This window comes from Bradyrhizobium lupini, from assembly GCF_040939785.1.
GTDB classification, from domain to species: domain Bacteria; phylum Pseudomonadota; class Alphaproteobacteria; order Rhizobiales; family Xanthobacteraceae; genus Bradyrhizobium; species Bradyrhizobium canariense_D.
The window spans coordinates 3,041,812-3,064,215 of record NZ_CP162553.1; the positions used below are offsets into that span (position 1 = coordinate 3,041,812).

Annotated in this window: 8 protein-coding genes and 2 pseudogenes; 3 read left to right on the plus strand and 7 right to left on the minus strand. The window is 62.9% G+C overall.

The genetic code is table 11. The annotated features are described in order from the left end of the window. Positions 1-2: 2 nt before the first annotated feature. The 3 genes and pseudogenes from AB3L03_RS14480 to AB3L03_RS14490 all read right to left on the minus strand — a co-directional run bounded on the left by AB3L03_RS14480 (position 3) and on the right by AB3L03_RS14490 (position 3,714). Positions 3-904 (minus strand): annotated as a pseudogene (locus tag AB3L03_RS14480) (ABC transporter permease). A 2-nt stretch (positions 905-906) separates the two neighbouring features. Further along, complete coding sequence (locus AB3L03_RS14485; RefSeq protein WP_085349306.1) at positions 907-1,860, minus strand: ABC transporter permease; 954 nt, start codon at positions 1,858-1,860, stop codon at positions 907-909. A gap of 195 nt (positions 1,861-2,055) precedes the next feature. Further along, complete coding sequence (locus AB3L03_RS14490) at positions 2,056-3,714, minus strand: ABC transporter substrate-binding protein (protein ID WP_368508828.1); 1,659 nt, start codon at positions 3,712-3,714, stop codon at positions 2,056-2,058. Positions 3,715-3,924: 210 nt separating this feature from the next. Between AB3L03_RS14490 and AB3L03_RS14495 the strand changes: the two are divergent. Next, positions 3,925-5,519, plus strand: a pseudogene (locus AB3L03_RS14495) (ABC transporter substrate-binding protein). Positions 5,520-5,774: 255 nt separating this feature from the next. Here AB3L03_RS14495 and AB3L03_RS14500 read toward each other — a convergent pair. Both AB3L03_RS14500 and AB3L03_RS14505 read right to left on the minus strand, forming a co-directional pair. Beyond that, complete coding sequence (locus AB3L03_RS14500) at positions 5,775-8,006, minus strand: CHASE2 domain-containing protein (protein WP_368508829.1); 2,232 nt, start codon at positions 8,004-8,006, stop codon at positions 5,775-5,777. 79 nt (positions 8,007-8,085) lie between these two features. Then, a complete protein-coding gene (locus tag AB3L03_RS14505) occupies positions 8,086-16,404 on the minus strand; it encodes a VCBS domain-containing protein (protein WP_368508830.1) in 8,319 nt (2,772 codons plus the stop codon). A gap of 728 nt (positions 16,405-17,132) precedes the next feature. Here AB3L03_RS14505 and AB3L03_RS14510 point away from each other — a divergent pair. After that, positions 17,133-17,864 (plus strand): transglutaminase-like cysteine peptidase, encoded by a 732-nt coding sequence (locus AB3L03_RS14510; RefSeq protein ID WP_204513225.1) that lies wholly within the window; start codon positions 17,133-17,135, stop codon positions 17,862-17,864. Positions 17,865-17,964: 100 nt separating this feature from the next. Then, entirely contained in the window at positions 17,965-19,089 is a 1,125-nt protein-coding gene (locus AB3L03_RS14515; RefSeq protein ID WP_085349300.1) for a lysozyme inhibitor LprI family protein, read from the plus strand. Positions 19,090-19,249: 160 nt separating this feature from the next. Here AB3L03_RS14515 and AB3L03_RS14520 read toward each other — a convergent pair whose 3' ends face one another. Next, on the minus strand, positions 19,250-20,449 hold the full coding sequence (locus AB3L03_RS14520) for an ABC transporter substrate-binding protein (RefSeq protein WP_368508831.1): 1,200 nt from the start codon (positions 20,447-20,449) through the stop codon (positions 19,250-19,252). Between the two features lie 79 nt (positions 20,450-20,528). Further along, on the minus strand, positions 20,529-22,367 hold the full coding sequence (locus AB3L03_RS14525; RefSeq protein ID WP_085349298.1) for a long-chain fatty acid--CoA ligase: 1,839 nt from the start codon (positions 22,365-22,367) through the stop codon (positions 20,529-20,531). Positions 22,368-22,404: the final 37 nt, after the last annotated feature.

Sequence of the window (22,404 nt, forward strand, 5' to 3'; positions counted from 1 at the left end):
GGCTAGTTCCTGATGTCCATGGCGCTGCGCAGGCCGTCCGAGAGCAGGTTGAAGCAGATCGAGACCGCGAAGATCATTGCACCGGGGAGCGCGGCGACCCAGGGGTTGACATAGATCGCGGTCCGCAAGGTATTCAACATCAGGCCCCATTCCGGCTCCGGCGGTTTGGTGCCGAGGCCGAGGAACGACAGGCCTGCCGCGAGGATCATCGAGACCGAGATCAGGCTGGTCGCGTAGACGAAGATCGAACCGAGCACATTGCCGAGGATATGAACGCGCATGATGGTGAACGGTCCCGCGCCCGAGGCGCGCGCGGCGTCGACGAAGTCCATGTTGCGCACGCCCGTCGTGACGCTTTCGGCGACGCGGGTGATCTGCGGCACGAACACGACGGTCAACGACACGATGGAATTGAGGATGCCCGCGCCCAGCGCGCCGAGATCGCGATCGCCAGCAGCACGGACGGAAACGCGTAGAACACGTCGATCGTGCGCATGATCGCGGTGTTGAGCTTGCCGCCGACATAGCCGGCAACGAGGCCGAGCGAGGTGCCGATGCAGAAGGCGAGGATCACCGGCAAAATGCCGATGAGAAGCGACAGCCGGCCGCCATAGATCAACCGCGCCAGCATGTCGCGGCCGAGTTCGTCGGTGCCGAGCGGGTAGCCGGATGTGCCAATGTGCCGAAGGCGGCGGATCATCGAGCCCCTGTAGGGATCTTCCAGACCGAGCCACGGCGCAACGATCGCGGAGAGGAAGATCAGCAGCAGCACCAGCGCGCAGACCATGCTGACCTTGTCACGCCGGATACGACGGCCGACGGTCGCCCAATAGCCGCGCGCCTTGGTCGCGGGCGCGGACTGAAGCGCCGTATCGCTGGTGACGGACAACGGAAGCTCGCTCATCGCTAGCCCCGTTTGATGCGCGGGTCGATCGCGGCTTGCGCGATGTCGACCATCAGATTGAGGAAGACGAAGAACAGCGCCAGGATCAGGATCGTGCCCTGCAGCAGCGGCAGGTCGCGCTGGAAAATCGCGGAGTTGAGCAGGAAGCCCGAGCCCGGCCAGGAGAACACCGTCTCGATCAGGATCGAGCCGCCGAGCATGTAACCGAGCTGAAGTCCCATCACCGCGAGCGCGGTGGGGGCGGCGTTCTTGATGACGTGGCGGAACACGCCGCGCTCATGCAGGCCTTTTGCACGCAGCGCCTCGACGAAGTCCTGGCTGAGAATGTCGCCGGTCAGCGCGCGCACCGTGCGAGTGACGATGCCCATCGGGATCACCGAGGTCGTGATCGCTGGCAGCACGAGATATTGCAAATGCGCCCAGTCCCAGGCCCAGGCGGCCGAGCCGCCGGGTCCGGCGCCGACAGCGGGCAGCCAGTTCAGCTGGACCGAGAAGATGATGACGAGCACCATGCCAAGCCAGTAATGCGGCACCGAAACGCCGGCGATGGCAAAGGAGGTCGCCAGCTTGTCGATCCAGGTCTCGCGGAAATAGCCGGCGATCAGGCCGAGCAGGATGCCCATGGTGAAGCCGATGATCGCCGCCGCAATCGCCAGCGTGACCGTGTTGCTGACCGCGCGCATGACCTCGGCGAGCACCGGGCGGCCCGTGGCGATGGAATTGCCGAGATCGCCATGAAGCGCGCGGAGCAGCCAAAGCCCGAACTGCACCGGCAGCGGGCGGTCGAAACCATAGGCTGTCCGGAGCTGCGCGGCGAGCTCCTGCGAGGCGTCTGCGGGGAGCACCGCGACGAGCGGATCGCCCGGCGTGATGTGCACGAGCAGAAAACACACCAGCGCGACGCTGATGACGATCGGGATGACGTAGACGATGCGTCTGGCGATATAGGCGAGCACGTTGTTTCTTTTCTTCCCTTCTCCCCTTGTGGGAGAAGGTGGCGCAAAGCGCCGGATGAGGGCTCTAACCCCGGATGCAGTGTTAACGAAAAAGAGAGAGGGTCATCCGCGGAAAGAGATCCCTCACCCGGCTTCGCTTGCGCGAAGCCACCCTCTCCCGCAAGGGGAGAGGGTGCACTGCGTATGAGGCGCGAACTATTGCATCGACACCAGTGAGAAGTCGATGAACCAGCTCTTTGGCTGCACGACGCCTGTCACCTTCGGGCTGATGGCGCGGGGACCGACGTCGTGGGCGACATAGAGGAAGGCCGCGTCATCGACGGAGGCCGCGTGCAGTTCGGCGAGCGCGGCGTCACGCGCGGCGGGATCGAAGGTCTGCCGCGCCTTCTTCACCAGCTCGTCGAATTTGGGATTGTTGATGAAACCCCAATTGTTCGAGACCGGCGGCGCCATGCCCGATTGCAGGAAGCGCACCAGCGCGAAGAACGGGTCCATCGCCGCATAGGTGACGTTGGTCGCGTTCGAGCCGTTGGCACTGGGATCCTTGACGCCGCGGCGCCAGTTGGTGAACAGCGTATTCCACTCGATGACATCGAGCTGCACGTCGAAATAGCATTCGGCCAGCGCCTGCTGGATATATTCGTTCATCGGCAACGGCTGCATCTGGCCCGAGCCGGACGCAGACGTCTGGGTCTTCACCGTCAGCTTCTTGTTCGGGCCGAATCCGGCCTCCTGCATCAGCTTCTGTGCAGCAGCCTTGTCGTACTTGATCTCGAAGGTCGGTCTGCCGCGCCAGGGATGGCCGACCTCGAACGTGCCGGTCGCGGGCACCATCAGCCCCGCGAGCAGGCCGTCCTTGAGGCCTTCGCGATCGACGCAGAGGTTCGCGGCCTTGCGCACGCGGATGTCGTTCCAGGGCGAGCCCTCGACGCGCGAGAACTGCCACGGCCAGACGTGCGGCTGCTCGTTGGCGTAGAGCTTGAAGCCGCGCTGCTTGAGCTCGGGCAACGCGTCCGGCGCCGGCGCCTCGACCCAATCGACCTGCCCGGAAAGCAGCGCCGCGGTGCGCGCGTTGGCCTCCGGCATCGGCAACAGCACCATCTTGTCGACCTTGGGCACGCGGTCCTTGTTCCAGTAGCTCGCATTCTTGACCAGCTCCAGCCGCTCGCGCGGGGTGAAGCCCGCCATCTTCCACGGGCCGGTGCCCGCGGCGTCCTTGGCAAACGCGGTCCATGCGGCCTGCGACTTGGCCTTGGCGTCGGCGCCCTCCGCCTTGTCGTAGAAGGCCTGCCACTTCGCCGGGCTCGCCATGAAGAGATTGGTGAGGTTGATCGGCAGGAAGCTGTCGGGCTCCTTGGTGGTGAGCTCGACCGTCATGTCGTCGACCTTCTTCGCTGATGCCAGCGTCGGCATGCGCGAGGCCGTGACACCGACCTGGCTGGCGTCGAATTGCGGCGCGTCCTGCTTCAGCACCTTCTCGACATTCCACACCACGGCGTCCGCATTGAACGGCGAGCCGTCATGGAAGGTGACGCCCGGCCGCAGCTTGAAAGTCCATTTGGTCTTGTCGGCATCGTCGACCTTCCACTCGGTAGCAAGGCCGGGGATCACCACGCTCGCCTTGTCGGCCGAGGAAAGGTCCCAGCCGGTGAGCGCGTCATACATGGTGAGGCCGGTGAAGCGGTTGCCTTCAAAGCCCTGATCGGGCTGGCCCAGCGTGCGCGGAATATCGGCAGCCGTCATGGCGATGCGCAGCACGGTTTCGGCAGTGGCCGCGCGCGGCCACGCAGCCGCGCTACTGAGCGCCAGCAACGCGATCAGCGCCGCGCGGGTCTTGTTTTTCTTGATCAACATTGACTCAATCCTTTTCCGGCTTCGATGACTAATTTTGATGCAATCGTATGCAATGCCTATGCCAATGGGGAAACTTATTCTGCAAATTGCCCCTGCGACGACAAGTCCTTGTGATGACACGTCGGCGAAAGCACCTCGCTGCCTATTCTGGCATCAAGATTGCAGGTTTGGCTCCGATTGTCCTTGAAGTCTTCCTTGGAGCTTTGGCCCATGCGTATCCGACTATCGACCTGTTTCGCCGTGCTTGCACTGGCGTTGTCCGCGATTCCGGCGGGCGCCGAAACGGTGCTGCGCTACGGCATCTCGATGGCGGACATCCCGCTGACGACCGGCCAGCCCGATCGCGGCGCGGGCGCCTATCAGTTCACGGCCTACACCATCTACGATCCGCTCGTGGCGTGGGAGATGGACGTCGCCGACCGGCCGGGAAAGCTGGTGCCCGGATTGGCCACCGAGTGGAGGGTCGATGCCGAGAACAAGACCAAATGGCGCTTCACCTTGCGCAAGGGCGTGAAGTTTCACGATGGCAGCGAGTTCGATGCCGACGCCGTGATCTGGAATCTGGACAAGGTGCTCAATGACAAGGCGCCGCAATTCGACAAGCGCCAGAGTGCGCAGGTCAAGACCCGCCTGCCTTCGGTCGCGAGCTACGCCAAGATCGACGACTTCACGGTGGAGATCACCACCAAGACGGTCGATTCCTTCTTTCCCTATCAGATGCTGTGGTTCCTGGTCTCCAGCCCGGCGCAATACGAGAAGCTCGGTAAGGACTGGGACAAGTTCGCGAGCCAGCCTTCGGGGACCGGCCCGTTCAAACTGACAAAACTGGTGCCGCGCGAACTCGCCGAGCTCACGAAGAATCCGGATTATTGGAACAAGAAGCGTATTCCCAAGGTCGACAAGCTCGTGCTGGTGCCGATGCCGGAAGCGCTGACGCGCACCAATGCGCTGCTGGCCGGGCAGGTCGATCTGATCGAGACGCCGGCGCCGGATGCCGTGCCGCAGCTCAAGGCCGCCGGCATGAAGCTCGTCGACAACGTTACGCCGCATGTCTGGAATTATCATCTGAGCGTGCTGCCGGGTTCGCCCTGGACCGACATCCGCCTGCGCAAGGCGCTGAACCTCGCGATCGATCGTGAAGCCGTGGTGGGCCTGATGAATGGCCTTGCGAAACCCGCCAAGGGACAGGTCGATCCGTCGAGCCCTGGTTCGGCAAGCCGAGCTTCGAGCTGAAATACGATGTCGCAGCCGCCAAGAAGCTGGTCGAGGAAGCCGGCTACTCCAAGGCGAAGCCGCTGAAAGCGACCTTCATCATCGCACAGGGCGGCACCGGCCAGATGCTGTCGCTGCCGATGAACGAATTTTTGCAGCAGAGCTTCAAGGAGATCGGCATCGACATCGATTTCAAGGTCGTCGAGCTCGAGACACTCTATACGCATTGGCGCAAGGGCGCGGCCGACGAGATGAACGCCGGCATCACCGCCAACAACATCGCCTATGTCACCTCTGACCCGCTCTACGCCATCGTCCGCTTCTTCCATTCGAGCCAGATCGCGCCGGTCGGCGTCAACTGGGGCGGCTACAAAAACCCGAAGGTCGACGCGCTGATCGACGAGGCCAAGCAGACCTTCGACAGCGCCAAGCAGGATGAGCTGCTGGCGCAGGCGCACGCGCTGATCGTCGACGACGCCACGCTGGTATGGGTGGTGCACGACACCAACCCGCATGCGCTGTCGCCCAAGGTCAAGCAGTTCGTGCAGGCGCAGCACTGGTTCCAGGATCTCACGACGATCGGGGCGGAGTGAGGCTCAAGGTCGGCACCCCGCTTCCGCAAACACCACTGTCGTCCTGGCGAAAGCCAGGACGACACCTCTTATTAAGGCGACGGCCTGCGGCGTCGAACACCGCTGTCGTCCCGGCGTAGCCGGGACCCATAACCACCGAGTTGAATTCGGCAACGACAGCCAACTCCGATCTGGCGTACAGCTTCTGCTGCGGAGTATGGGTCCCGGCCTGCGCCGGGACGACACCGAGGGTTTAGCCGCTAGCAAGCGCCTCCCTTATTTCGTCAGCAGCGCATAGGCCCCGGTCCAACCTTCCGGCGGTGGATTGACCTGGAATTCCTTGATGCGCACTTCATAGAGCTTGAACAGCTTTTCCAGCGTGTCGGCATCCTCGCTCCTGCGGCCGCGGTCGATCGCGTCCAGCGCGCCCTGCCAGTCGCGGCTGCGATAGCAGGCGAGCATTTCGATGGTGACGTTGCGCAGCCGCTGGAAGGCGCCTGAAAGCATCACATCCTCGCGGCCGGCGATGGCATAGATCACCTCCGGCTCGGTCTTGCCCTTGACCATGATGAAGTCGAGTTCGAGGATCGCGAACTTGTCCTTGGCCGCGAGCGCGGTGCGCGAGCCAACGATAATGGGAAAGCCGTATTCCTTCGACTGGCCTTCCAGGCGCGAGGCCAGGTTGACGCTGTCGCCGAGCACCGAATAGTTCTTCTTCAGGTCGGAGCCCATGTTGCCGACGACGCCGATGCCGGTGTTGAGACCGATACCGACATTGAGCGGGATGTAGACGTGACCGCCATCAATGGCCTCCTGCTCGCGGTCCTTGTTGACCGCGTCGATCTTCTCCAACATCTGGATCGCGGCCTCACAGGCGTTGACCTCGTGCTCGGCATCGTCGAGCGGCGCATTCCAGAACGCCATGATGGCGTCGCCCATATATTTGTCGATATAGCCCTTCTGATCGATGATCACGTCGGTCAGCGGAGTCAGGAAGCGGTTCATCAGCGCGATCAGGCCCTGCGGATCGTGCTTGTAGGTTTCCGATATGGTGGTGAAGCCGCGCACGTCGGAGAACATGATCGTCATTTCGCGCTCCTCGCCGCCGAGGACGAGTTTTTCCGGTGACTGCGCGAGTTGCTCGACCAGCACCGGCGACATGTATTGCGCGAACATGCCGCGGATCTGCACGCGCTGGCGCTGCTCGCGCACGAAGCTGGCGAAGATTAGCGTCAGATAGATCGCGGTGGTCGAGAGCAGCGGATAAGTGAAGTCGATGAGATAGCGGTGCTGCGCATAGAAGAACCAGGACACTCCGATCAGGATAGCGGCGAAGGTCGCGCCGGCAAGCACGAGGCGAACTGGTCCGAGGTTCGGCGTGAAGATGATGACGAGCAAGCCGATGACGAGCGCGGCGAGCAGCTCGACGCCGAGCGCATAGTTCGGCTGGGAGATCACCGCGCCGCTCAGCACGCTCTCCAGCACCTGGGCGTGGATCTCGACGCCGGGCATGGTCGAGGACACCGGCGTGGTCTTGATGTCGTTGAGCCCAACCGCCGAGGTGCCGATCAGCACCAGCTTGCCGGCGATCTTGTTAGGCGGCACCGTATTGTCGAGCACGTCGGCGGCCGAGACGTAGATCGAGGGATCCTGGCGCGCGTAATGCACCCAGAGCTGACCGTTCCTGTCGGTTGGGATCTCCACGCCCTTGAGACGCACGGCCCGCACGCCGGTCTTGTCGGTCCGAACCAGCAAGGTCGGCGTGCCCGTGACGACGCGCAAAATCTCGAGGCTCAGCGAAGGCATGACCATGCCCTGGGCGCGCATGATCATCGGCACGCGCCGGATCAGGCCGTCGCGCTCGGTCTTGATCGAGAACAGGCCGCGGCCGGCCGCGACCTTCTCGATCTCGGGCACGTTGCGCAACAGCCCGGGAAATTCGAACAGGAAGCGCTCAGCGCCCTCCTCGCCGACCGTCGCGACGCCGGTGAAGGGCAGCGACTTGTCGACCTCGGACGAAATCGCCCGCTGCCCAGTCTCGCCCAGGATCACGCGCGAGCGCTTGATCGCTTCGGAGAGGATCTGGTCGTTGCTCGGCAGCTCGCGCAGCTTGGCGCGGGTGGCGTCGTCCAGGTAGCGCATCTGGCTCGCGACCAGATCCGGGTTGAGCCGGTCGGCCTCCGAGAACACGACGTCGAAGCCGATCGCCACCGCGCCGTGACTGGTGAGGTTCTGGATCATGTCGGCGATCCGCGTCCGCGGCCACGGCCACTGGCCGAGCTTGGCGAGGCTCTTGTCGTCGATGTCGACGATGGTGACCGGCCGCGCCGTCTTGTGGCGCGGATCGATCAACTGAAACATGTCGAACGTGCGCAGCCGCAGTTCCTGGATCGGAGGCGGATCCCAGAGCCGAGCGCCGGCAAATACGACCAGCAGCGCAAGGCACATCAGCCGCGCAAACCCGAACTTGCGCGCAAACCACCGCCGCAGGATCTTGAGACGTTTCATGGTGGCTGGATATCACGCTTTGGCGGTGAACGGCAGCGTGGATCGGGCCTGCCGACGATCGCGGCCCATCATGCAGCAATCAGGCATGGACGATGAAGTCGCTCGCCTGGAGGTGGGCGACACCCTTCAGAAGGATGGTGTCCGAAGCGTTGATCGTGACCAGGGTGTCAGCGGAATTGGTCGGCGAAGCCGCCACGTGCTGCGCCATCCATGCCCCAAAATCGCTGGCGGTCACGACTGCCGACAAGTCGATATGGTCCTGACCGGGCGTGAAATTGGTGATCGTATCGTTGTTGGAACTGGCGGCGAACACGAACTGGTCCTGATGGCCTGTCCCGATGAAGTCATCTTGCCCGGCCGTGCCAAAGAGCAGGCTAACCGTCTTGCTTGCGTTGTGACTGTCGGCCACGGTGAGCGTGACCGTCTGTATGGCCGCACCTTCACTTGCATCAGTGTAGGTCACGGTCTGCAGCGCGGAATTGATATGCGCCAAGGTATCTGACGTCGACGCCGGACTCAAATTGCTACCCGAGCCGGAAGCAACGAGCGTGAAGGTTTCATTGGCAGCCGCATCGGAGTCGGTGGCCGAGATACCGTGCACAGTGACTTGAGCGCCGTCATGCGTGAGGCTGATCTGGTTGACGTCCATTACCGGCGCATCGTTCGCGCCGTCCACGTCCACCGTGAGTATCGCAGTGCCGGCCGCGCCATGCGCGTCCGTCGTCTGGACCGTAAACGTATCCGCGAAGGGCCCTTCTTGCAACGCGTTGATCGCAGCCGCGTCGGGAACGTAGGTGTAGCTGCCGTCAGAGTGGACCGTCAGCGCGCCGTAGTGTCCTGGAGCCGTCCCGCAACTATCCGCATTCTGGACAGAATAGGTCAGCGTCACCGTCTCGTCGGCATCGGCGTCGGTGCCCGCGAGATTTCCGGTGAGATTGGAGAAGGTGTCGGTCGCCGCCGTGTCCGTAAGCTTGCCGAGGTTGAGAGCGGACAGCGTTGGCACGTCGTTGGCGCCCGTCAGGTCCACCGTGTATATCGCCGTGGAGGCGGCGCCATGTGCATCCGTGACCTGGACCGTGAAACTGTCGGAATAGTGCAAGCAGCCCGGCAGCGCGTTAATCGAAGCCGCATCGGGAACGTAGGTGTAGGTGCCGTTCGTGTTGAGCGCCAGCGCGCCATAGTGACCCGTGACCTCTCCGACTGCCTGGTGATCTGCGTTCAGCAAGGTGTAGGTCAGCGTATCGCCGGAGTCGGCATCGGTCCCGACCACCTGTCCGGTGAGGTCAGAGAAATTATCCGCTGCGCACGTATCGGTGAGCTGCCCGATGCTACCATCGGTCAACACCGGAGCGTCGTTGGCGCCTGTTACGGCAACCGTGAATGATGCCGTGCCGACAGCACCTTGCGCGTCCGTGGTCTGAATCGTGAAGACGTCCGAACAAGGGCCTTCCGAAAGCGCGTTGATCGAAGCCGCATCGGGAACGTAGGTGTAGGTGCCGTTCGCGTTGACCGTCAGCGAGCCGTACAGGCCAGCCGTCGTCCCATGACTATCCGCGTTCAGAACGGCATAGGTCAGCCCCGCCGTCTCTCCATGGTCGGCGTCGGTTCCGACCAGCATTCCCGTGACGTCCGAGAAGCTGTCGGCGATGGAGGTATCGACGAGCGGATCCGTGGTGACCGCGGCCAAGGTCGGCGCGTCGTTCTTGCCTGTGATCGTGACCGTGACGTCGGTTGTGGCGGTCTCGCCGTAATCGTCCGTGCTCGTGATGGTAGAAACCACCTTCGCGGTCTGGTCCTTGGCGAGGAAGTCCAGCGCGCCGTCGGCGATCGAATAGCTCCAGGTGACGATGCCATTGTTCAGCCCGGCCTGCGGCAGAAGCGTCAGCCCGCTCTTGAGCGCCGCGATCTCGTCAAGCGAGAGCGACGAGGTGAGGTTAGTGCTGTGATCGGCGCCAAGCGAGGTCACGTCCTGGCCGGTGATCTGTGCCGACGGCAGGTCGGTCAGGTCGATGTCGGTGAAGTCAATCGCGCCGGTCGCAGGCGTTGAGGTATCGGAGGTGGCGAAGTCACCGGTGGCGTCCGCCTGCTCGGAGACGCCCCCCGCCAGCACGCCGCCGGCGGTGAAGGCCGGGGCGTGGTCATCGGTCATCGTGATCAGCGTGTGGCCAGTGCCGTCGTCGCTCCCGGCGAAATGGGCATTGCTGTAGTCGGCGCCGGCCAGGTTCAGGCTGATGTGATTGCCGTCCGCATCGGTCACCGTCAGCACGCCGCCGGTCGCGGGATTGGAGTTTGCAACATAGACCGCGCTGGTGCCGAGCCCGTATTTGATCGTCGACAGGTCGATCGTGTCGTTCGCCGACAGCTCCGCGATCGATCCGCCGAACGTATCCGTATCGATCTCAACCGCGGCGCCGTCGCCCGCGAGGTTGATCGTCTGCGCGACCGTGCCTTCGAGCTTCAGCAGCGCACCGGCATCGACGGTGACCGAGCCCGTGCCGGTCAGCAAGCCGAACAGCGACAGCTCGCCATCATGGACCTCGATGCTGCCGGTATTGCTGATGGTGCCCGAGATCGACGCCGTGCCCCAGCTGTCGATGTGGCTGTGATTGACGAGTCCAGGCCCACCCAGGGAGATCGAGGCGCCGTTGAGGAGATCGATGACACCGTCATTGACGATCGACGACGCATTGCCGAAGGCGCTCGTGCCGGCGACCGTCCAGGTGCCGCCGGACTCGTTATTGAAGGTCGCGCTGGCGACCGAGATATTGCCGTTGATGTGGCCGGTGTTGTTGATCGTGAGGCTGCCACCGATCTCGATGATCGCGTCGGTCGCGGAGGTCACGCTCGAAGCGGCGGGCGGCCCGATGGTGCCGGAATTGTTGATCACCGAACCGGTCGTATCCTGCTGGATGTGGATCGCCGCATTGCCACCGGCGCCCACGATGGAGCCGGAATTGACGATGTGGATCGAACCGGTCGCGCCCGAAAACTCCAGCGTCGCGCCAACATCGACGATTACCTTGCCTGAACCGGCGATGCCGCCCGCAAGGTCGAGAATGCCGCTCTGGACCTCGATGATGCCAGTGTTGGTGACGCTGCCCGTGACCGTATCGACGCCGGCGCTGTAGAGATTGCCGGCATTGCTCAGGCTGCCGCCGTTGATCGAAACGTCGGTCAGATAGAGCTTCGAGGTGCCGTCGACCGTGATCGACCCAGCACTGCTGTTGCTAACGGTGAGATTTGCCAGCTTCAGCGTGCCGTGGTTGACTGCCTCAAGAGCCGCAGTGTTGGAGATATCCTCACCGGAGACGTCGAGCACGCCGCCCTTCGCCTGAATGAGATTGTGATTGGTGATGGCGTGAAGCGTGGCGGGATCAATCGTCAGCGTACCGCTGGTGACCGTGATCGTGCCGGTGTTGGTAATGTCGGCATTGTCGATGGCGCTGGTGCCGGTCGATTCCAGCGTACCGGCAATCGTCACCGTGCCGCCGTCGATGGTCGCGCCCTGAAGATCGAGTGCCGAGCCGGACTCGACCGAGACACTACCGCTGCCGGTGTCGGTCACCGTCATCCCGATCAGCTTCAGTGTCCCATGATTGATCGCCGCCAGCGTGCCGGTGTTTGCGATGGCTTCGCCGTTGATGTCGAGCTCGGCGCCATTGGCCCTGAGGATGCCGCCATTCGCGATCGAGCTTGCGGAGGTCGTCGCCAGCAGCGTCAACGCGCCCAGGGTTGCCTCGATCAGATAGTTGTTCGAGATGTTGGCGTCGGTAATCGCAGTTGTGCCGGTCGAATTCAGCGTGCCCGAAACGGTGAGCGCGCCGCCTGTCAGGCTCGCACCGTTCAATGTCAGCTTGCTGCCTGCATCGACCTTGACCGTGCCATGATTGGCGATTGCGGTGCCCGCAACTATCACGTCATCCAGCGTCAGGATGACGCCGCTCTCGACCGTCACGGCAGTGGTGCTCAGCGTCGCCGATTGATCGATCTTGCTGGCGCCGGTGACATCGATCGTGCCGAGACCGTTGATCGTACCACCGCTGATCGTCGCGCCGTTAACTGTCAGCTTGCCGTTGGCATCGACCGTGACGTTACCGGCATTCGCGACCGTCGAGCCCTGGTCGATCGTCAGCGCGCCATTCGTCAGCACCTCGATCGTGCCGGTGCTCGCATTCGTGATCGTCTCGTGGTCCAGCGCGTTGCCGGTGCCGCTGACCTTCAACGCCGCGTTGTTGTTCAGGATGCCGCCGCTCAGCACCGCAGCGCCGGTCAAATCGATCTCGCCATTGCCGGTGACCGTGCCGGTGCCGTTGATCGTCGCCCCGTTGACCGTCAGCTTGCCGTTGGCATCGACCGTGACGTTACCGGCATTCGCAACCGTCGAGCCCTGGTCGATCGTCAGCGCACCGTTCGCCAGCACTTCGATCGTACCGGTGCTCGCGTTCGTGACCGTCTCGTGGTCCAGCGCGTTGCCGGTGCCGCTGACCTTGAAGGCCGCGTTGTTGTTCAGGATGCCACCGCTCAGCACCGCAGCGCCGGTCAAATCGATCTCGCCATTGCCGGTGACCGTGCCGGTGCCGTTGATCGTCGCCCCGTTGACCGTCAGCTTGCCGTTGGCATCGACCGTGACGTTACCGGCATTCGCGACCGTCGAGCCCTGGTCGATCGTCAGCGCACCGTTCGCCAGCACTTCGATCGTGCCGGTGCCCGCGTTCGTGATTGTTCCATGGTCTAGCGCGTTACCCGTGCCGCTGACCTTGAAGGCCGCGTTGTTGTTCAGGATGCCGCCGCTCAGCACCGCAGCGCCGGTCAAATCGATCTCGCCATTGCCCGTGACAGTCCCGGTACCGCTGATCGTGGCGCCGTTAACTGTCAGCTTGCCAGCGGAATCGATCGTGACGTTGCCGGCATTCGCGACAGTCGAGCCCTGGTCGATCGTCAGCGTGCCGTTCGCCAGCACCTCGATCGTGCCGGTGCTCGCATTCGTGATCGTCTCATGGTCGAGCGCGTTGCCGGTGCCGCTGACCTTGAAGGCCGCATTGTTGTTCAGGATGCCGCCGCTCAGAACCGCGCCGCCGGTCAGATCGATCTCGCCATTGCTGGTGACCGTACCGGCACCATTGATCGTGGCGCCGTTCACCGTCAGCTTGCCGTTGGCATCGACCGTGACGTTGCCGGCATTCGCAACCGTCGAGCCCTGGTCGATCGTCAGCGCGCCGTTCGCTAGCACTTCGATCGTGCCGGTCGTCGCATTCGTGATCGTTTCGTGGTCCAGCGCGTTGCCGCTGCCGCTGACCTTGAAGGCCGCGTTGTTGTTTAGGATGCCGCCGCTCAGCACGGCAGCGCCGGTCAGGTCGATCTCGCCGTTGCCGGTGACAGTCCCGGCACCGTTGAGCGTGGCGCCATTGACTGTCAGCTTGCCGTTGGCATCGACCGTGACGTTACCGGCATTCGCGACCGTCGAGCCCTGGTCGATCGTCAGCGCGCCGTTCGCCAGCACTTCGATCGTGCCGGTGCTCGCATTCGTGACCGTCTCGTGGTCCAGCACGTTGCCGGTGCCGCTGACCTTAAAGACCGCGTTGTTGTTCAGGATGCTGCCGCTCAGCACCGCAGCGCCGGTGAGATCAATCTCACCGTTGCCGGTGACCGTGCCGGTGCCGCTGATCGTGGCGCCGTTGACCGTCAGCTTGCCGGTGGCGTCCACCGTGACGTTGCCGGTGTTGGCGACGCCGGAGCCCTGGTCGATCGTCAGCCAGCCATTCGCCAGCACCTTGATCGTGCCGCCGGACGTGTTTGCGACGGTCTCGTGGGCGAAATCCGCCGTGCCCTTGACGTTGACCGCCCCTGAATTGTTCAGCGTGCCGTTCTTGAGGACGCTGCTGCCGTCGAGTTCCAGCTTGCCGGCGATGGTGACCGTGCCGCCGCTGATGGTGGCGGTGTCGACGATCAGCGTCGTGCCGGCATCGGCCTTCAGCGTGCCGCCGGCATTGTTAATTCCGGCGAGCGTCTTCAGCGTGCCGCCGAACAGCTCGATCGTGCCGGAATTGGTGATTGTGGTGCCGTTGGCGAAATCGCCGCCGCCCTTGAGCGTCAGGTAGCCGGCATTGGTGAGGACGCTGCTGTCCAGGAACTCAGCCTTGCCACCAACCGAGATCGTGCTTGCCGTGAAATTGGTGAGCTTCGAATCGGCCTTGAGGCTGATCTCGCCCGCAATCGTCAACGCACTCTTGTTGATGACTTCCGGCGCCTTGTGGCCGACCGCGGTGTCGTAGTCGTTCATCGTGATCGACTTGGCAAAGGCTGCCGTGTCGATCGTCACCGGATAGGACGGCGTCAGCCCATGCAGCTGGTCGGTGATGACGATGACGTCGTCATTGATGGTCGGGACCGTGCCGGTTGCCCAGTTGGCCGCATCCTTCCAGAAGCCGCCCGAGGGAGCGCCGAGCTTGTCGGTCGCGATCCACACCACGGCGGGAGCGTCGGTGCCGGTGATCGTGACGGTGATGGTCTGCTGCGAGGTGGCGCCTTGCGCGTCCTTGAGCGTCACGGTGTAGACCAGCGTCAGCACCTCACCCTTGGGGATGAAGTCGGCGAGATAGACCGGCAGGTCAGCCAGCGACCAGTTGATGGTGCCGGTGCCGTCTCCGGTGCTATCGGCGCCCGCCGCGATCGCGACCGACATCGCGCTCTGGAACGCCGCAAGCGGCCCCGGCGGAACGGTGCCGTCAGGCAGGGTCGCGCTGCTCAACGCCACCGACACCGTATGCTTGTCGGTGAGATCGACGTCGTCGAAGCTCAGCGTGCCCGACGTGGGAACATCGCTGGTGAGCGGGCCACCCGGCACGCTGGTGCCGCCTTCGAAGATGATGGTCGGAACGCTGGTGGTGATCACCGGCTTGTCGTTGGTGCCGGTGATCGTGATGGTGATGTCGATGGTCGACGTTTCGGGATTGACCGAGAAATTATTGTTGACGCGGACCTTGTAGGTCAGCGTCAACGTTTCGCCCGCCGCGAGGAAGTCGAAGACGTGGTCGGGAATCGTGTAGGTCCAGACCGCCGAGCCGTTGTTGTTGTTACCGGCGGCTGCGGCCACGCTGAGCTGGATCTGCGTTGCCGCGATGTCCTGCTTCTGGAGCGCAGAGAGCGCGCCGGTGACATCCTGCTGGCCGGCGTTCTTGTAGACAAAGTTCGGCGCATCGCCGAGGTCTATGCTCACCGTTGGCAGATCGGCCAGGTTTTGATCGACGAAGGTGATGCGACCGGAGATGGTATCGTAATGAGTTGTGTCGCCGGTCGTGCCCGCGCGCTCGATCATCTCGAACGCCGTCTTCACATTGCCGTTGAGATCGAGGCTTCGACGAACGGGCGGGCCGGGAATGCGGGTGCTGGTCGACGGATTATGGCCGGTCCCCTGCGATCCCGGCTCAGGGAGATGCGTGAAGGTCGCGGTCGCGGTGGCACCGGTATCCGTCTTGATGAAGACAATGTTGCCGGTCTGCGTGATCGAGTCGGTGAAGTTCTGGGTCAGCTTGGTGTTGCTGTTGTTGTCCGTGAACTTCAGCGTGAACACGTCCGTGATCAGCTTCTGGATGTCCGGCGACATCAGCGCATTGGAGATCGAGACGTTGCCGCCGCTGATCTGGATCATCTGGCCGGCCTGGTTGACCGTCGCGATCGGCAGCAGCGTGACCTTGTCGAACAGGATGTAGGAGCCCGTCGTGCCGTTCGGCTCGACCAGCACCTGGAAGCTTGCCTGCGGCTGCGGATCGCCGCCGCCAGCGGGAACGACGAAGTTGATCTGGCTCAGCACCGCCGTACCGCGGATGCCCATGGTGGCGACCGGCGTGTCGACCTTCATGTCGCCGTGCTTAGCGGTCTCACCGGCAACGAAAGTGATGGTGCCTGCGACCAGACTGAGCAGAGAGGAATTGTTCGACCCGTTGGGGTCGTAGACCATATCGTTCAGCACCATCCGCGCATTGGAGGACAGGCCGAACACCGTGCCGTCGATGAACGTAATGCCGAGCGTCGAGTCGCCGCCGGTCGAGACCACGTCGCCCTTCTCGACGTTGTCGCCATTGTTCAGGATGACGGAGACGCCGTTACGGACCGCGGTCGCGCTGCCGGAGAGCTTGGTGACGTGGCCGATGACCTGCGCGGCGGCAATGCCTGAGGCGGCCTGCGCGTATTGCACATGGCCGGTGAGTGCGTTGACGACGTCGCCGGTGAGGTGCGCGCCGTCGGGCGAGGCGATCGCCGCGCGCTTGTCGCCCCTGAAATAATCGTGAACGACGAAATCGTGCCCATCATGAGACAGCACGAGATCGAGACCGGCGCGCTTGAAATCGCCGTTGAAGATCAGGTTCGGGTCGGGAACCACGAATGCGCCATCGGGCACGTGGCCGTGTGCCTTCGCAGTAAAGGAATCGACATGGCCATCGGCGGGCGATCGGGAACCCAAGCCGTCCAAGGAAATCGCGGCGTCAAATTTGCCAGCGTAATTCAATCCGGGCACCAAAAAAGGAGTTAAAATCTAAGTAAGTATCGCTTGCCTAAACTTGCATATCATTACCAAGTCCTTAGCGAAACCACCTATTGCTTGTGTGATTTCGCATCACCAAGCGGTCGATGCTCTCGGACGGCTGGGCACCTGCAGGGAAGTCAAAGTAATCTTTCAAATACTCATAAGTAAAGTAGCGCTTATTTTCGCTCATTTTCAGTAACCTCATGTATTCTATTGCAGAAATCTGGCAATAGATACTTCTGTCATCTTTTGTTCGTGGTGCCCCGCACCACCCTGCGGCAAATACGGGGCCAAATCTGTGATCCAGCTAACAGAACTTGCGAAATAGCCAACCGTTAGCCACAGGGCGCAGAATCAGTTCCACGACAACTTCCGCCTGCGATTGGTCCCTCTTCGCGGCAACCGCCGCCCTCCTAGCGGGCGAATCGTAAAATTTTACGCAATATGAGCAGGCCCGTTTCAGCCTGTTGCCCGGTTTTGGGACCCCAGCCGGGCGCGTTAAGCAGAACAAAACCGCCCGCCTCGCACTATCTCCGCGAAAGCAACAAAGCCCGGCACGTGCAGGTCGAGGGGGACCTGGCGAAGCCGGAAGGGGATGTCAGATGGAGACCGCTGCTCGTTCGCGCGCTTGGCGCGCTATCCTTGTGCTGTGCGGATTGATCCTACTCGGATCGGCCGCCGAGCTTCGCGCTGGCACGCTACTATCGCCGGGAGCCGGCGTCCTCGTGCGTAAATCCGCCGAGCCGTTCGGCGTGTTCGCCTTCGCCATCTCAGCCGGCAGCCTGCAAGAGAAATGGCTCGCGCTGAGGTCCAGGCTCGACGATGACATGGTGCAGCTCGCGCTGTGCGACGGCGACCGGAACAATTGCGCTTCGCCCGCTGCGCTGAAACTGCTCGCGATCGTCGACCAGGCCCGCAGCCGTGACGGCCGCGCCCGGCTGGGCGAAACCAATCGCGCCATCAACCTCGGCATCCGCGCCGCCGATGACGGTTCTGAGGACGTCTGGAGCTCGCCGCTCGCGACCTTCGCGCGTGGCGCCGGGGATTGCGAGGACTATGCCATTGCCAAGCTCGCCGCTCTTAAGCTCGCGGGCATTGCCGCCGAAGATCTCCGCATCGTCGTGGTGCGCGACCTCAGGGCCGGCGAAGAGCATGCAATTGCCGCTGCACGGCTCGACGGCCACTGGCTGATGCTCGACAACCGTCGCATGGCAATGGTCGAGGACGACGCTGCACGGAGCTACCAGCCGCTGTTCGTGCTCTACCAGTCGGCCGTGTTGAAATATGTCGACGAGCCCGTGCGGTTCTCGATGATCGCCGCCGAGGCGCGTTGATCTTGTTGTAGCCCGGTAAAAAGTACGCTTACCCCACAAAGCCATTTCGCCGCGCGATTCGGGACGCTAGCATGCCCGCGGCTATGCGGGGGCGACTGGAATGCGGTTCATCGTGCTGACTATGCTTGCGCTGCTGGCCTTGCCGGCGGCTCCAGGCTTCGCGCAATCCAGCCCGTCTGACCGCTCCGTCGCCGACAGGCTGCCGCTGTTTGCCAAGAACAACTGCCAGCAGATCCGCGATCCCGGCAATCAATTGTTCTGCGGTGATGCCGAGCTTGCCGCCGCCGCCGAGAAGCTGAGCACGGGAATCGAGGCGCGGCTTGCCCGCCTGCCCGATCGCCTGCCTGGGATCGAGGAGAACGCGATCTGGATCCGCCAGCGCAATCTCGGTTGCGGCATCGTCGGCCAGACCGCGATCCGCGCCGAAGATTTCGACCGGGTGAAGGCATGTCTTCTCAAGGTGACCGATGAGCGCGCAGCGATCGTACGCGATCCGGATTTCGACTGTCTCGCCGCCAACACCGCCGCGGGCGCGCTGATCTGTGCGGACCCGTCGCTGGCGCTGGCCGAGACTGAGTTGAACAGCCAGGTTCTCGGCCTGATCGGCAAGCTCGATCCGACCGCGGCGCGCTTTGCCTTCGCCGAATACGGCCGGTGGACGCGGGAGCGCGATCGCAAATGCAATCTGGTTGGCAAGGAGAACGTGCCGCTCGGGGAGCTCGAGTCCGCGGAGGACTGTCTCGCCGGCTATCTGAAGCACAAGGCTGACGAGATTGGCACGGCGAAAGGCGATCCGAAGAAGGTGTTCGGCCGGCAGGTCGCAGCCCACTCGCCCGACACCGATGCCGTCGATTTCTGCGCCGCGCGAATCCACGCGGCCAATTCCTGCGGCAACTTCCTCCGCATCAACCGCGTCTACGCACTCGACAGCCAGGTGGGCGAGCAGGAGGCGCAGGTCACGGGCGAGATCGAGATGGCCGTGCTGGCGCCCTTCGCCACCTGCAGCAAGATCGCCACGACCTGTACGGGCACCTGCTGGGATGCCAGAACGGGTCGTCCGCAGCCCGGCGTCGGCAACAAGGAGCGCTCCACGGACGCCTTCAACGTCACACGCCGCCTGCGGATCCAGCGCACGTTTGCATTTGTCAAAGCCGCCGATGGCTGGCGCTGCCGGGAAGACGAACTGGCCCCGGTGAATTCAGGCACCGCGGGTGGAGGATCGTAGGGCTGTGTGCTCTCCCTCTCCCGCTCTTCGCAGGGAGAGGGTTGGGGTGAGCGGCTGCTTCAGCGAATCCGGTGACAGTTAGACTCTTGGGAGAGCCCCCTCACCCGGATTTGCTGCGCAAATTCCCGCCTCTCCCCGCATGCGGGAAGAGGCGAAGAAATCAAAACATCAGATTGTCCTTCACCAGAACCCAGCGGCCGCCCTTGACCTGCTGCACCTGGGTGATGGTGTTGGCGAGGTGGTCGGTCTTGGAGAATTTGGTCGGCGGCGAGTTGAAGATGTCGAGGAACTTGTCGCCCGATTCCAGCGCGTCCAGCATCTTCTGGCCGGTCAGATCCCTGCCCGCCTTGTTGGCGTAAAACGCGAACGTCATCACCGCATTGTAGCCAATGATGGCCTGCGTGTTGGCATCGGTGCTGAACATCTTCTTGTAGTTGACCAGCCAGTCCTTCACCTTGCCCTTTGCGGTATCCTCGTAGGGAATCTCGAATCCGGACGCAGCATAGAGGCCTTCGACCGCCTCCTTGCCGAGCATGGGCACCTCCATCACGTTGGTCGGCGTCGCGCCGAGAAAGGTGACCTCCCAGCCGAGCTTCTTGGCTTCCGTCATCGCGCCGATGGGCTCACGGAGCACAGCGCCGAGCACAACGAGGTCGCAGCTGTCGGACTTCATCTTGGCGATCTGCGCGCTGAAGTCGGAGGCACCGCGCTTGTAGCTCGTGATCGAGGCCGGCTGCACCTTCATGGCAGTAAGCTGCTGGTTGAAGCCGTCGAGCACGTTCTTCCCGTACTCGTCGTCCTGATGCATGATGCAGGGTTTCTTGAAGTTCTTCCACTCCATCATGTACTTCAGCGCCGCCCGCGTACTCTCGACATAGGGCAGCAGATTGTTGAACTTCAGCCGCTCCTGCGGCTTGGCGGGATCGAACTTGAACGTGAACTCCGCCGCCGTCAGCGGGAAGAGCTGAAGCACGCCGGCGTCGAGCAGGATATCCTGCGCCGCCAGCACGGTCGGCGAGCCCATTGGCCCCACCATCGCGAAGATCTTGTCGCGCTCGATCAGCTTCTGCGACGCGAGCACGGCCTTCTTCGGATCGTAGCCGCTGTCCTCGACCACAAGCCGAATCTTTCGCCCCTGGACGCCGCCGGCGGCGTTGATCTCCTCGACCGCCATCTTCATGCCGTTCGAGACTGGCACACCCCAGCCCTTGATCGGCCCCGAAAGATCCTGATGGGTGCCGATGACGATCTCGGAGGCCGAGATGCCCTCATTGGTGACCTTGGTCTGCGCCGCGGCAGGCAGACAGGTGAGCACCACCGCGCCTGCCGCAAAGCCGAACGTTTTCAACGATCTCGACATTGAAGTCTCCTCTCCTTGGGGCCCTTATGATGCGAAGGGTGGGGCCTTCACTCCTTCGCTGTTATTCAAACAAGATTGTTCAAGCCACCGCCCGCGCCGGATACATCGCGTCGATCTCGGCGGCATAACGCTTGTTCACGAAGCCGCGCTTCAGCTTCATGGTTGGCGTCAGCTCTTCGTCCTCCGGGGTGAGCTGGCGTTCGATCAGATAGAATCTCTTGATGGTCTCGACGCGGGCGAAATTGGCATTGACCGTTTCGATTTCGCGCCAGATCAGGTCCTGGATCTCCGCCGCGCGGCACAGGCTGGCATAATTGGTGAAGGGGATGTCGTGGTCCTGCGCGAATTTCTCGACATTCTCCTGGTCGATCATCACGAGGCAGGTGAGGTATGGCCGCTTGTCGCCGATCACCACGGAATCCGAGATGTAGGGCGAGAATTTCAGTTGATTTTCGATTTCGGACGGCGTGATGTTCTTGCCCCCGGAGGTGATGATGATGTCCTTCATCCGGTCGGTGATGCGGACGAAGCCCTCATTGTCGATGGTGCCGACGTCGCCGGTATGCAGCCAACCGCGATGGTCGATGGTCTCGGCTGTCCTCTCCGGCTGGTTCAGGTAGCCCATGAACAGGAAGTCGCCCCTGATCAGGATTTCCCCCTCGGGTGACAGCGCGACTTCGCCCCAGGAAACCGCCTTGCCTACCGAGCCGAGCTTGATCCGCTCCGCCGGCATCATGGTGGCGACCCCGCAATTCTCGGTCTGGCCGTAGACCTCGTGAATGTCGATGCCGAGCGCGAGATACCAGCGGATCAGCTCCGGCGCGATTGGCGCCGCGCCGGTGAAGGCGATGCGGCAACGGTCGAGCCCGATCATGCGTCGGATGTTGCGGAAGACGAGCCGGTAAGCGATGCCGTTGGCGAGCCGCAACGGCAGCGGCGGCGGCTTGCCTTCAATCCTGCAATCGACCATGCGATAGCCGATGTCGATGGCGCGGCGGTAGACCCATTGCTGCAACCGCGTCGCATCCTTCAGCGCGATGGTGATCGCGGAATAGAATTTCTCCCAGATCCGCGGCACCGCGAGGAAGATGGTCGGCTGCACCTCGCGCAGATTGTCCGGCACAGTCTCCGGACTCTCGGCAAAATTCATCACCGAGCCAAGCGCGACCGAGATGTAATAGCCGCCGATCCGTTCGGCGACGTGGCAAAGCGGCAGGAAGATCAGCCGGTCCTCGTTCTCGCGCGCCGGAATGAAATCGTTGGCGTGCCGCATCTGGTGCGTGACGCTACGGTTGGCGTGCATGGCGCCCTTGGGCGGACCCGTGGTGCCGGATGTATAGACGAGGACCGCGAGATCGCTTGCGCTACGACTGTCGACCATCTCCTGCCACAGCGCCTCGCGGCCGGCCATGTGGTTGCGCCCGAGCGCGCGAAACTCGTCGAGCGACATCACCATTTCATCGGAGAAGCCGCTGAGGCCCTCCATGTCGAACACGATGATCTTTCGCAGAGACGGGCAGCGTGCACGACAGGCCAGGATCTTGTCGAGTTGCTCCTCGTCCTCGGCGAAGATCACCTTCGTCCGGGAATCGTTGACGAGATATTCGACCTGGGATGAGGCATCGGTCGGATAGATCCCGGAAGAGACGCCGCCGGCGCACAGAATGCCCATGTCGACATGGACCCATTCCGGCACGGCGTTGGCGATGATGGAAGCAACGTCGCCGGGCCTGAAGCCGATGGCATGCAGCGCGTAGGCGACCTCCTTCGAGATCTCCAGCCATTCGCGCCAGCTGGTCGGCTGCCAGATCCCGAATTTCTTCTCGCGTATAGCCGGCCTGTCGCCCCGCGTCTCCGCGGCGCGCAAAAAGCTTTTCGCGATCGTGTCAGCGACCGTCAGCACCGCCGGTCGGGCCATGCACGTCTCCTCCCGCGTTCCCCTCCGCTGCCTGCCT

Bases quoted from the DNA above. Each gene is read 5' to 3' on its own strand.
- AB3L03_RS14515 (WP_085349300.1), top strand. From the start codon at position 17,965: ATGCGGTTCATCGTGCTGACTATGCTTGCGCTGCTGGCCTTGCCGGCG.
- AB3L03_RS14510 (WP_204513225.1), top strand. From the start codon at position 17,133: ATGGAGACCGCTGCTCGTTCGCGCGCTTGGCGCGCTATCCTTGTGCTG.
- AB3L03_RS14500 (WP_368508829.1), bottom strand. From the start codon at position 8,006: ATGAAACGTCTCAAGATCCTGCGGCGGTGGTTTGCGCGCAAGTTCGGG.
- AB3L03_RS14490 (WP_368508828.1), bottom strand. From the start codon at position 3,714: ATGTTGATCAAGAAAAACAAGACCCGCGCGGCGCTGATCGCGTTGCTG.
- AB3L03_RS14520 (WP_368508831.1), bottom strand. From the start codon at position 20,449: ATGTCGAGATCGTTGAAAACGTTCGGCTTTGCGGCAGGCGCGGTGGTG.
- AB3L03_RS14525 (WP_085349298.1), bottom strand. From the start codon at position 22,367: ATGGCCCGACCGGCGGTGCTGACGGTCGCTGACACGATCGCGAAAAGC.